This window comes from bacterium, assembly GCA_035380285.1.
Classification (GTDB): Bacteria; Auribacterota; Erginobacteria; order Erginobacterales; family DAOSXE01; genus DAOSXE01.
In genome coordinates, this window is sequence record DAOSXE010000045.1 from 1 (window position 1) to 11,399 (window position 11,399).

At 65.2% G+C, this 11,399-nt stretch carries 11 protein-coding genes; 6 read left to right on the forward strand and 5 right to left on the reverse strand.

Annotation, left to right across the window (positions count from 1 at the left end; genetic code table 11):
- Positions 1-190 precede the first annotated feature (190 nt).
- The 6 genes from PLZ73_11840 (at position 191) to PLZ73_11865 (ending at position 5,853) form a co-directional block, all read left to right on the forward strand.
- Positions 191-910: an SIMPL domain-containing protein gene (locus PLZ73_11840; protein HOO78564.1), complete on the forward strand. Its 720-nt coding sequence runs from the start codon at positions 191-193 to the stop codon at positions 908-910.
- A gap of 76 nt (positions 911-986) precedes the next feature.
- A protein-coding gene (gene prfB, locus PLZ73_11845) for a peptide chain release factor 2 (protein HOO78565.1) occupies positions 987-2,088 on the forward strand; the annotation gives its coding sequence in 2 pieces (ribosomal slippage) (positions 987-1,049 and positions 1,051-2,088; 1,101 coding nt in all).
- 14 nt (positions 2,089-2,102) lie between these two features.
- Entirely contained in the window at positions 2,103-3,554 is a 1,452-nt protein-coding gene (lysS, locus tag PLZ73_11850; protein HOO78566.1) for a lysine--tRNA ligase, read from the forward strand.
- Positions 3,551-4,786 carry a lipoprotein-releasing ABC transporter permease subunit gene (locus PLZ73_11855; GenBank protein ID HOO78567.1) on the forward strand — a complete coding sequence of 412 codons (1,236 nt, stop codon included), beginning with the start codon at positions 3,551-3,553 and terminating at the stop codon, positions 4,784-4,786. Before lysS ends, PLZ73_11855 begins: the two co-directional genes overlap by 4 nt.
- Entirely contained in the window at positions 4,779-5,453 is a 675-nt protein-coding gene (locus PLZ73_11860; GenBank protein HOO78568.1) for an ABC transporter ATP-binding protein, read from the forward strand. Before PLZ73_11855 ends, PLZ73_11860 begins: the two co-directional genes overlap by 8 nt.
- A gap of 184 nt (positions 5,454-5,637) precedes the next feature.
- The gene (locus PLZ73_11865; GenBank protein ID HOO78569.1) at positions 5,638-5,853 is read left to right on the forward strand and encodes a hypothetical protein; all 216 of its coding nucleotides are present in this window, start codon (positions 5,638-5,640) and stop codon (positions 5,851-5,853) included.
- A gap of 116 nt (positions 5,854-5,969) precedes the next feature.
- On the opposite strand, the gene PLZ73_11870 is transcribed toward PLZ73_11865, so the two are convergent.
- The 5 genes from PLZ73_11870 to PLZ73_11890 form a co-directional block, all read right to left on the reverse strand.
- Positions 5,970-7,802: a DUF1566 domain-containing protein gene (locus PLZ73_11870; GenBank protein ID HOO78570.1), complete on the reverse strand. Its 1,833-nt coding sequence runs from the start codon at positions 7,800-7,802 to the stop codon at positions 5,970-5,972.
- Positions 7,803-7,896: 94 nt separating this feature from the next.
- A complete protein-coding gene (locus PLZ73_11875) occupies positions 7,897-8,430 on the reverse strand; it encodes an LOG family protein (GenBank protein ID HOO78571.1) in 534 nt (177 codons plus the stop codon).
- Positions 8,427-8,735, reverse strand: a complete 309-nt coding sequence (locus tag PLZ73_11880; GenBank protein ID HOO78572.1) for a hypothetical protein — start codon at positions 8,733-8,735, stop codon at positions 8,427-8,429. The genes PLZ73_11875 and PLZ73_11880 overlap by 4 nt, the downstream gene beginning before the upstream one ends.
- A complete protein-coding gene (pyrF, locus tag PLZ73_11885; protein HOO78573.1) occupies positions 8,732-9,412 on the reverse strand; it encodes an orotidine-5'-phosphate decarboxylase in 681 nt (226 codons plus the stop codon). The genes PLZ73_11880 and pyrF overlap by 4 nt, the downstream gene beginning before the upstream one ends.
- 2 nt (positions 9,413-9,414) lie before the next feature.
- On the reverse strand, positions 9,415-10,614 hold the full coding sequence (locus PLZ73_11890) for an aminotransferase class V-fold PLP-dependent enzyme (protein ID HOO78574.1): 1,200 nt from the start codon (positions 10,612-10,614) through the stop codon (positions 9,415-9,417).
- Positions 10,615-11,399: the final 785 nt, after the last annotated feature.

The following is an 11,399-nucleotide window of genomic DNA, read 5'->3' on the forward strand; positions in this document are numbered from 1 at the left end:
AATTCTCTGTGACCTCGGTGATCTCTGTGGTTCAATTCCCTCCCTTCCTGAACCCCGAACCCTCTCTTCCCGCCGGGGGGACTAAAAAGCCGCTGTCAAATCGCCGGCGCCGGCGGTATCCTTCCTTCCGAGCCGCTTCGCCGGGCCGGCGGCCGCGGCGGCGGAAACCCGAACCGGGGAGAAAAACATCGTGAAAACCTCGATATGGCTGGGGGCGATCCTGGCGCTGGCCGCCTGGGCCCGCGCGGACGAGATCGAAACGCCTCATATCACCGTGTATGGAACCGCGGAAACCCGGGTGGTTCCCGACCTCATGATCTGGTCGGTTTCGGTCAAGACCACCGACCTCAAGCTCGACCGGGCCGCGGCCGGAAACGCGGAAGCGGTCAAGGCGGTCCTGTCGCTTCTGGCCGACAACGGCGTGGAGGCGGAGGACGTCCAGACCGCGGGAATGGAGTTCGGAGTGAACTGGGTCCAGCGGAACCGGGAGTCGGTCAAGGAAGGTTACTACGCTTATACCGGGGTTTCGTTCCGTTCTTCCGACCTTTCCCGCTACGCCGCCCTCTGGCTGGGCTTGGCGGTGCTGCCCGGGGTCTCCGTCGAAGACGTCTCCTACGACCATACCGACCGGATCGGCTTGCAGAACTCCACCCGGGAAGAAGCGGTCCGCCGGGCGAAGACGAAAGCGGCCGACCTTGCCGCCATCCTCGGCTCCTCCCTGGGGGAACCGTTGCTGGTGGAGGAAGACCTTTCCGCGGCCGAGGGCTGGCGTTCCACCAGCCGGCTCATGGTCCAGAATTCGATCGAGCTGAGCGGGGCCGGGTCTGCCGGCGACGGCCTGGCCGTGGGAAGGATCGTCATCCGGCAGCGGGTCAGGACCGTCTTCCGGCTGGTCTCCCCCGCGCCTTAAAGCCGCGGATACGGTTTTCTTTCGACATAATTTCGAGCTACACTAACCATTTACGATCCAGCAACGGAGGTAGGGGATGTCCCAGGAACTGCGGCAGAAGCTTCAGGACGTGGCCGAGCGTTACTCGAGAATGCGAGGTTATCTTTGACCTGGAGGAACGCGAACGCCGGCTGGCCGAGATCGAGGAGCTGATGTCCCGGCCCGGTTTCTGGGACCGCCAGGAACAGGCCCAGGAACTGGTCCAGGAACTCAAGGGGTTGCGGGCGGTGATCGAGCCCTGGCGGGAGGTGGAGAAGGATCTGCGCGACTTTTCCGAGATGCTGGAACTGGCGGAAGGCGACGAGGACCTGGAGGCGGAACTTTCCTCCGAGTTCGCGGTTCTGGAGAGGAAGGTGGACGAGATCGAATTCCGGCGCATGCTCTCCGAACCCCATGACGGCAATAACGCCATCTTCAGCGTCCAGGCCGGGGCCGGGGGCACCGAGTCCTGCGACTGGGCCGAAATGCTCTGGAGGATGTACGGCCGCTGGGCCGAAAACCGAGGGTACGCCGTGGAGGTTCTCAGTTCCACCCCCGGCGACGAGGCCGGGCTCAAGAGCTTGACCGCCCTGATCAAGGGCCGTTACGCCTACGGCTACCTCAAGGCCGAACGCGGGGTCCACCGCCTGGTCCGGATCTCCCCCTTCGACTCCGGCGCCCGGCGCCACACCTCGTTCGCCTCGGTCGACGTGGTTCCCGAGATCGACGACGACATCGAGATCGAGATCGACGAGAAGGACCTGCGCATCGATACCTACCGTTCCAGCGGGGCCGGGGGACAGCACGTCAACAAGACTTCCTCGGCGGTCAGGATCACCCACCTCCCCACCGGGATCGTGGTCGCCTGCCAAAACGAGCGCTCCCAACACAAGAACAAGGCCACGGCCATGAAAATTCTCAAGGCCCGCCTCTACCAGCAAGAGATGGACAAGCGCCGCCGGGAGATGGCCGCCCACCACGACGACCAGCGCGAGATCGCCTGGGGGAGCCAGATCCGGTCCTACGTCTTCCACCCCTACTCCATGGTCAAGGACCTGCGGACCGGGGTGACGGTGGGGAACATTCAGGGGGTGATGGACGGAAACATCGACCCCTTCATCATCGAATACCTGCGGTCGCGCGCCGGGGAGAGCGTCTGAGAGGAGAGGGAACCATGAGCGACGATTTGAAGGAAAACCGCCGGCGCAAGCTCGAGGAACTGCGCGAACTCGGCCTCGATCCCTACGGGGGACGGTTCGACCGCGACGCCGACGCCCGGGACTGCCGCGAACGGTACCGCGAAGAACGCCGGGTCCGGGTGGCCGGCCGGCTCGCCGCCATCCGGGGCCACGGCAAGACCGTCTTCGCCGATCTTTGGGACGAGACCGGCAAGATCCAGATCTACCTGCGCCGCGACCGGTTGGGGGACGAGGTTTTCGAGGTCGTGGAACGTCTCGACCTCGGGGACATCGTGGGGGTGGAAGGCACCCTCTTCACCACCCGCAAGGGGGAGATCAGCGTGATGGTCGAGTCCCTGGCCTTTCTGGCCAAGGCCCTGCTCCCGCTCCCGGAAAAGTGGCACGGGCTCAAGGACGTGGAACAGCGCTACCGCCAGCGCTACCTCGACCTGATCGGCAACGAGGCCGCCCGCGAGATTTTCGCGCGGCGCCACAAGATCGTCCGGGCCATCCGCCTGTTCCTCTGGGAAAAAGGGTTCACGGAAGTCGAAACCCCGATGATGCAGCCCCTGGCCGGCGGCGCGGCCGCCAAGCCCTTCGTCACCCGCTACGAAGCCCTGGACGCTCCCATGTTCCTGCGGATCGCCCCCGAACTCTACCTCAAGCGCCTCCTGGTGGGGGGAATGGGCAAGGTCTTCGAACTCAACCGCAACTTCCGCAACGAAGGGCTTTCCCGGCGCCATAACCCGGAGTTCACCATGCTCGAAATCTACGAGGCCTTCGGGGACTGCCGGTCGATGATGGACTTGATCGAGGAGCTGGTCACGACCGTGGCCGAAGAGGTTTGCGGAACCTTGCGGATAACCCAGCAGGAGAGCGGGGAAACGATCGATCTCTCCCGGCCCTGGCGCCGGGTCGCTTACCGGGACCTGGTCCGGGAATACACCGGCCGGCCGGACTGGTTCGACCTGGGAGCGGAGGAAGCCGCCCGCGAAGCTTCGGCCCGGGGCCTGGAAACCGAACCCGGGCTCTCGGCGCCGGCGGTCACCCACGAACTCTACGAAAAACTGGTCGAGCCGACCTTGATCCAGCCCACCTTCGTCCTCCGGCTGCCGGCGGAGCTGGTGCCCCTGGCCCGGGCCTGCGCCGACGACCCCGGCGTGGTGGACGTTTTCGAGCTGGAAATCAACGGCCAGGAGATCGCCCCCGGCTACTCCGAACTCAACGACCCCGGCGAGCAGCTCCGGCGTTTTCGGGGGCAAGCCGGGGAAGGGGCGGGGAAAGGGGCGATCGATTTCGACTTCATCGAGGCCCTGGAGCACGGGATGCCCCCGGCGGGGGGGATGGGGATCGGGATCGACCGCCTGGTCATGCTGTTGACCGGAGCGCCCAGTATCCGCGAGGTCATTCTTTTCCCCCAACTGCGGCCGCGGCGGGAGGAACCATGATCCGCTACCCGGTCTGGATCAGCTTGCGCTACCTGCGTTTTCGCGGGAACCGCTCGTTCGTCTCCGCCATCACCCTGATCTCGATCGCCGGGGTGGCGGTGGGGGTCATGACCTTGATGGTGGTGATGGCGGTCATGAGCGGGTTCGACCGCCAGCTCAAGGACAAGTTTTTGGGGATCTACGGCCACGTCGTCGTCACCGCCCAGGGAGAGATCCGCGATTATCTGGATCTGGAGGAACGCCTGGAAAAACTGGACGGAGTCGCCGCCACCGCGCCCTCCATCACCGGACAGATCATCGTCCGCACGCACAACCGGGCCCTCGGAGTCAACCTCCGAGGAATCGATCCGGAGGCGGAGGCCCGGGTGGGGAAGCTGGGGGAATACATGATTGAAGGGGAACTCGACCCGGGCGAGAACGGCATCGTCATCGGGTCCCAGCTCGCCGACCTCTACCGGCTTCGCCTCGGCGACCGGGTTCTCCTGGTCAGTCCCTCGGAAGGGCTGACTCCGGGCTCGGTGGCCGGGGGGAGGGAGAAGTTCACCGTCTCCGGCATATTCAAATCGGGCATGGCCCAGTACGACCTGGAGCTGGCCTACGTTTCCCTCGACGCCGCCCGCCGGCTGTTCGGCCTGGGGCCGGGCGTGACCGGGATCAGCCTCAAGGTCGACGACGTCGAACACGCCCATGCCATCCGTAACCGGGTGGCGGCGATGCTGGCGACTCCACCCTACCTGGTCCGCAGCTGGATGGACCTCAACAAGCCGCTTTTCGAGGCGATCCGGGTGGAGAAGAACCTGATGTTCATCATCGTCACCCTGATCATAGTCGTCGCCGCCCTCAACATCGCCAGCACCCTGATCGTCACCGTCAAGGAGAAGACCCGGGCCATCGGGATCTTCAAATCCCTGGGGATGCCGGAACGGGCCATCCGCCGCATCTTCGTCCTCAACGGAATGATCATCGGGCTGTTCGGCATCGTCCTGGGCGTGGCCGGGGGGATCGTCCTCACCGTGAACATCAACCACGTCGCCGACTTTCTGGCCGCCCGCTTCGGCATCCAGGTCTTTCCTCCCGACGTCTACTACTTCGACCGGATCCCGGCCCGTCTCGATCCCCTGGAGACCCTGATCATCGCCGGGGCCGCGCTGCTGATCGCGGTGGCGGCGTCCCTGTACCCCGCCTGGCGGGCGGCGCGCCTGGAACCGGTGGAGGCGTTGCGCTATGAGTGACCGGCTCCCTCTCGAAGTCATGGGGGTCCGCCGCAGCTTCGCCGGCGGCGATCGGGAACTGCCGGTCCTCAAGGGCGTCGACCTGAGCGTGGAGGCGGGGGAGTTCCTGGCCGTGACCGGCCCCTCGGGGGCGGGCAAGTCCACCCTCCTGCACATCATGGGCGGCCTCGACTCCCCCGACTCCGGGCAGGTGCTTCTGGGCGGCGCCGATCTTTACCGGCTTTCCCGCAAGGCCCGGGCCGCGGCCCGGAACCGCCGGATCGGCTTCGTCTTCCAGTTCTTCCACCTTCTCCCCGAGTTCACCGCCCTGGAGAACGTCCTCCTCCCCGCCCTGATCGGCGGCGGCGGCCGGCGCTTCCGCCGGCACGCCCTCGAACTTCTGGAGATGGTCGGCCTGGCCGAGCGCGTCCGCCACTACCCCTCCCAGCTCTCCGGGGGCGAACAGCAGCGGGTGGCGGTGGCCCGGGCCCTGATCAACGAACCCCTGGTGCTGCTGGCCGACGAACCCACCGGCAACGTGGATTCGGCCACCGGGGTCAGGATCATGGAGCTGCTCAAGCGCCTCAACGCCGAACTGCGCCAGGCGACCGTGGTGGTTTCCCACGACCCCGGGGTGGGGAAATGGGCCGACCGGGTGGTGACCATGCGCGACGGCGTCCTGGTCTAGTCGCGCCCCCGCCGGACTCAATACTCACCATGTAGGCATGTAGAACATGGAGAGGGGAAGGGAACTAACCACAGAGGCCACAGAGAACACAGAGAGTTTTGAGAGGATTGAACGCGGACTGAAGATACCCAGCGGCGGACGGTGGGGGCAAGGGGCCTTTCTCCATCGGGAAAATCCTTCGACCATGAAGGACATGAAGTTCATGAAGGGGAGAGGGTTCAGGGTTCGGGGTTCAGGTGGGAAAATTCTCTCTCAATCAGAGTTAATCAGAGTAATCAGGTGCAAAAATTCCCTCTTCGACATCTGTGTCACCTGCCTGCCGCAGGCAGGTCTGTGGACCTCTCCAGAGGGCGTGGTGGTGGGCCTGAACCCTGAACCCCGAACCCTAAAGGGTCCGTAGCGGAGGGGATTTTCTCTATGCTCCATGCTCTCTGCTCTATGCCCTATGCTTCTCACAGGTGCAAGAATCTTTAAGGGACGAGGCGGGGGCCTGAACCCTGAACCCTCTATTCCTCTTCAGGGCCCCGCCACCGCCCGGACATAGCGTTTACCGGTCTTATTGTCGTCGTCAAGGTAGCCGCCGACGTCGAATTGCATTATAAAGGCCCTGGCGGTGCTCCCCTTCATGGTGGTGGAACTCCAGTACCAGTCGTTTTTGGTGTTGGGGAAATAGGCGGTGTCGATGGAGGGGTAGGTGGTGCCGTAGTCGGCGATGGTCTGCAGCTCCCGGGCGTTGGCCAGGCGCCAGTCCGAGCTTCCGGCGAAGTTGAGGTTCTGGCACCAGGCCACGGCGGCGGCCCAGTCGGTCTCGGCCCCGAAGCAGCAGCCGGCCTGGTTGCCGTCCGCGGCCCAGATCAGGCCGGTGTTGTTGTCCACGGTGATCTTGGTCCCGCCGATGTCGAAGAGGTCGAAGCCGAAAGGAGCCCCGGCCTCGTAATAGCCGTCGTCCCCGGTCCGGTAGGCCGTGGTCTGGCCGGTGACCGGGATCAGGCACAGCCGGGGGCCGCCGACCTGGCCCGGGGGCAAAGCCTGGTCCCCCGCCGTGCCGTAGTAGAAGCGGGTCAAGCCGCGGAAGCTCCAGAGATTGTTGCCCGGGCGGAAGATCCCGGCCAGGTCGCGGCGCTGGCCGAGCAGATCTCCCGGGACCGCCTGGTCGGCGGAAGTCCCGTAGTAAAAGTGGGTCAGGCCTCGTACCGCCCAGAGCCCGGAAGCCGGGCGGAAGACCGCGGCCCGGTCCCCGCCGCCCCCGTCGTAATTGCCGGGAACGGCGGTATCGCCGGCGCCCCCGAAGTAGATCCGGGTCAGGCCCCGCACCGCCCAGAGCCCGGAAGCCGGGCGGAAGATCGCCGGGTTCCCGGTTCCGTTCCCGTCGAAGTCGGCCCCCCGGGACCCGGGCCGGAGACCGGAGGATTTTCCGGAGCCGCTGCCGGGGTCGGGGCCCCGGACGGCCCGGAGACAGAATGTATCGGTAAGTTTGTTGCCCCAATCGAACGAGCTGTACCTGACGTCGATGGCGAAAGCGAATTCCGGGTGCACGTTGGAGTAGGAAGTGGAGGTCCAGTACCTTTCCTTCTTGGTGTTGGGGAACCAGGCTTCCTCGACGGCGGGATAGGACTCCCCGTAATCGGAGATGGACTCCAGTTCCTTGGCGTTGGGGAGCCGCCAGTCCGAGTAGTCTCCGAAGCTGATGTTGTAGCACCAGTCGATCGCCGCGTTCCAGTCGGTCTGGGCGCCGTAGCAGCAGCCCATCGAGTTCCCGTCCGAAGCCCACATCAGGCCGGTGTTGCGGTCGAGCGTGATCTGATGGCAGCCGTTGATGAAGGTCTGGAAGCAGAAGCCGCTTCCGGCCCGGTAGTAGCCGTCGTCTCCCACCTGATAGGAACTGGTCTGGCCCGTGACCGGGATCTCGCCTCGGGCGGGGACGGCCTTGCCGGGGGAGAGGGCTTCGTCGTTCGTGCCCCCGAAATAGAAACGGGTCACTCCCCGGGCGATCCAGAGGCCGGCGGCGGGACGGAAGATTCCGATCTCCTCGGTCCCGTCGCCGTCGTAATCTCCGACTTGGGGGGAATCGCTCCCCGACCCGAAGTAGACCCGGGTGGTCCCCCGGACGATCCAGAGCCCGGCGGCGGGCCGGAAAACCGCCACCCGGTCCTTGAGTTCGCCGGTAAAATCGCCGGGGACCGGCCGGTCTCCGGCGGCGCCGAAGTATACCCGGGTCACTCCCCGCACCAGCCAGAGACCGTCGCGGAAGACCGCGATGTCGGAGGTGCCGTCGCCGTTGAAATCGGCCGCGGGAAGTGAAGCCGTCAAGAAAAGGAACCCGATGAGCAGGGGGGCAAAAAATCTCATAGAGCCTCCTCGCGGGAGTTTAGTTCAGCGTCGCCGCGACGCGATAATAGTACTCAATCCCGCCCGGGTTCGTCAAAAAAAACCGGGGCCGGGATCAACCGATCTTCCTCAAGATCTCCTCCAACGCCGCCAGGTCCGGAGCCCGGAGCATCGCGGCGAAAGCGCCGGAGGGGATGACGAAGCTTTCTTCGAGGACGGCGAGCAGCCGTTCCCAACTTCGGCCGTAGAGAATGACGGGCTTGCCCGAAATGCGCCCGCTCTTGACCAGGTCCCAAACGAACATGACCTCGGCGACGGTTCCGATCCCCCCGGGGAGGGCGAGGAAGAGGTCGGCGTCCTCGACGAAACGGTCCAGGCGCCGCCCCAGGGTGGAAGCGTGCTCGAACCGGCCGAGGAACCGGTTGGGGGGCGAGGAGAAATAGTCGAGTCCGATCCCCCGCGCGCTTCCCCCGGCTTCCGCGCACCCCCGGGAGACCGCTTCCATGCTCCCCCCGTAGCCTCCGCAGACGAGATCGAACCCGGCCCGGGCGACGGCCGCCCCCGCCCGGACGGCTTCTTCGTATTCCTCGGTCCCTTCGCGCGAGACCGCGCTCCCGAAAACCCCGACGGTCCGGACCCGCGCCGTCATGCTTTCTTCCGCGGTTTCCGCCCCGAAGAGGCGCCGAGCAGCGGTTCCAGCAGTTCCCGGGCGCGCTCGACGTTCTCGACCCCGGTGACGACCAAGTCGCCGTTTCCGTGGACGTGGATGGTGGAAGTCCCGGCCAGCGCCACCAGGACGGCGAGCTTCTCCATCAGCATCGTCCGGCCGTAGACGCTCCGCGCCCGCTCCGCCAGTTCCTTCAGGTCGGGAGGGGCGGGGAGCTTGCCCTGGACGGTGTAGGACGAATCTTCCGCGCAGTACTCCTGCACCGTCAGTTCGAGGGGGGAGTTCAACGCGGGGAACCTCCCTTGCCCAAGCCGGGGGCGATGGCGGCGCGGATTTTTTCCACCGCCCGCGGGGGCTCGGGGGCGTCGTAGATGGCGCGGCCGACGATTTCGAAATCGGCCCCGGCGGCGATGGCGGCGCCGAACCTCCCTCCCTGGGCCCCGATTCCGCAGCAGACGACGGTCAGTTCCGGCCCCACGATCTCGCGGACCCGGGCGACCACCTCCGGCCGGTTCCCCGGGGCCTGGACCCCGTCCAGTTCCAGGAGTTTGGCTAGGCCCGCGAACTCCTCGGTGAATTGGGCGGTAAAATCCAGCCCCCCCGGGTTGGTGAGCTGGGTGACGACCAGGACCTTCATCGTCCCCGCCGCCCGGCGGGCCGAACGCAGGGCGTCGATGCCGATGAACCCGTGGACCATGATCCCGTCGGCCCCCGCTTCCGCGGCCAGGCGGACGATCCGGTCGTTGGTGACGGGGACGTCGGCCACCTTGAAGTCGGCGAGAATGGGTTTACGGTAGCGCCGCTTGATATCGGTCACGATCCTCAGGCCTTCGCGCAGGATCAGCGGGTAGTTGAACTTGATCACGTCGATGAAGTCCGCGACTTCGTCCAGGAGGGAAAAGGCGCGTTCGCGGTCGGGAACGTCGAGGGCGAGCACGATCCCGGTTTTCCGTTCCCATTTCATCTTTATCGGTCTCCCGCCCCGGTCCGGACCCCGGCCGGGATCGATTCCGCCAGTTCCGCCGCCGCCGCCAGGAAATAATCGACGTCCTCGGGGCGGGTGAAAACGCCGAAACTGGCCCGGACCGTCCCTTCCGGGCAGGTGCCGGCGAGCCGGTGGGATTCGGGGGCGCAGTGAAGCCCCTCCCGGACCTTGATCCCGTAGACGCGGTCGAAGACGGAAGCCGCGTCCCGCGCCGGCAGCCCCGCCAGGTTGAAGGAGACCGCTCCGTGGGGCAGGCCGGTCCCGGGCAGGTAGAGGACGATTCCCTCGAGGTCCCGCAGACCCGCGACCGCCCGGGCGGTCAGGGTCCGGATGTGCTCTTCGACGGTCGCGGCCCCGCGTTCGGCCACCCAAGCGGCCCCGGCGCCCAGCCCGGCCAGGCCCCAGGTGTTCTGGGTCCCCACTTCGTACTTATAAGGGAGGTCCCGGAGAAAGGTCTCCTCGGCGGAACGGATCCCGGTTCCCCCGAACTTGAGCGGGAGCACCCGCTCCACCAGGTCCCGGCGGATGAAGAACCCCCCGGTCCCGGTCGGTCCCAGGAGTCCCTTGTGGCCGGGGAAGGCGAGAAAATCGACCCCGAGTTCCCGGACCGAGAAGGGAAGGGTCCCCAGGCTCTGGGCGGCGTCGAGGGCGAAGACGATTCCGCCGTGTTCCTTGAGGATGGCCCCGATCTCGGCCACGGGCGCGACCGACCCGAAGGAGTTGGAAACGTGGTTGACGATGCAGAGCCGGGTGGCGGGGCGGATCGATTTCTCGAGTTCGCCCGGGTCGGTCCCCGTGGAGAGGGACCCGGGGAGGAGGGAAACCTCCACCCCGCGCCGCTCCCGCAGGAATTCCAGGGGGCGGCGCACCGCGTTGTGCTCGAACGAGGTGGTGACGACGTGGTCGCCCGGCTGGAGAAAGCCGAGCAGAAAAGTGTTGAGGGACTCCGTCGCCCCGGACGTGAAGACGATTTCCCCGGGATCGGCTTCGATCAAACCGGCGATCGCCCGCCGGGCCCGGGTCATGACCCCGGCGGCTTCTTGTCCTTCCCGGTAGAGCCCGCGGTCGTTCCCCACCCCCACCCGGCGGGCGTATCGGTCCACCGCCCGGTAGACCTCCTCCGGCTTGGGGAAGGAAGTGGCCGCGAAATCCAGATAAGTTTTTTCGGTGCGTTTTTCCATGAGAACCTCCGGCGAAGAGTATAGCGCAGCCGTGGCCGTCTCTCCAAGGCCAAGGAGGGAAGGGATTAGGGGACTCACCATGAAGGACATGAAGTTCATGAAGGGGAGGGGATTAGCCACAAAAGGCACAAACGGGTAAATGGTCGGCCACAAGAGGCACAAGAGGCACAAGGGGATTTTAACGGTTTGATGACGGGCTGAAGATGCCTTTCGGGAGACAATGGAAACCACGATTCTTTCCCCTCTCAATCAGAGTTAATCAGAGTAATCAGGTGCAGAAAAGATTCGGGATTCAGGTCCGGAGAATTGTATGTCATTGCGAGGAGCCTGGGCGACGAAGCAATCTCCGGAGCAGTTCAAATATAGAGAGATTGCTTCGCTCCGCTCGCAATGACGGCAATACTCTATACCCTATGCGCCATGCTCTATGCTTTCTCGACCATGAAGGACATGAAGTTCATGAAGGGAAGAAAAGAGGGGCCGGGGTTCAGGAGGGGAAGCAGTCCACAGATTTACACAGAGAGTTTTCGGGTTGAAGGCGGAATGAAGATGCCGCCCGGAGGACAGTGGGAGCCATGCTCTTTTCCCATTCGTGGGATCGTTCGACCATGAAGGACATGAAGGGGAGGGGAAAAGGGGTTCAGGGTTCAGGGTTCGGGGTTCAGGGTTCAGGGAGGGAGTCCACAGATTTCACAGATTTACTCTATGCTCCATGCGCTCTGCTCTTTGCTCGACCATGAAGGACATGAAGAGCATGAAGGGGGCGAGGCCGAAACCATAACCAT

Excerpts from the sequence above, each read along its gene's own strand:
- lysS (HOO78566.1), top strand. The coding sequence starts at position 2,103 with ATGAGCGACGATTTGAAGGAAAACCGCCGGCGCAAGCTCGAGGAACTG.
- PLZ73_11855 (HOO78567.1), top strand. The coding sequence starts at position 3,551 with ATGATCCGCTACCCGGTCTGGATCAGCTTGCGCTACCTGCGTTTTCGC.
- PLZ73_11860 (HOO78568.1), top strand. The coding sequence starts at position 4,779 with ATGAGTGACCGGCTCCCTCTCGAAGTCATGGGGGTCCGCCGCAGCTTC.
- PLZ73_11865 (HOO78569.1), top strand. The coding sequence starts at position 5,638 with ATGAAGGACATGAAGTTCATGAAGGGGAGAGGGTTCAGGGTTCGGGGT.
- PLZ73_11870 (HOO78570.1), bottom strand. The coding sequence starts at position 7,802 with ATGAGATTTTTTGCCCCCCTGCTCATCGGGTTCCTTTTCTTGACGGCT.
- PLZ73_11875 (HOO78571.1), bottom strand. The coding sequence starts at position 8,430 with ATGACGGCGCGGGTCCGGACCGTCGGGGTTTTCGGGAGCGCGGTCTCG.
- pyrF (HOO78573.1), bottom strand. The coding sequence starts at position 9,412 with ATGAAATGGGAACGGAAAACCGGGATCGTGCTCGCCCTCGACGTTCCC.
- PLZ73_11890 (HOO78574.1), bottom strand. The coding sequence starts at position 10,614 with ATGGAAAAACGCACCGAAAAAACTTATCTGGATTTCGCGGCCACTTCC.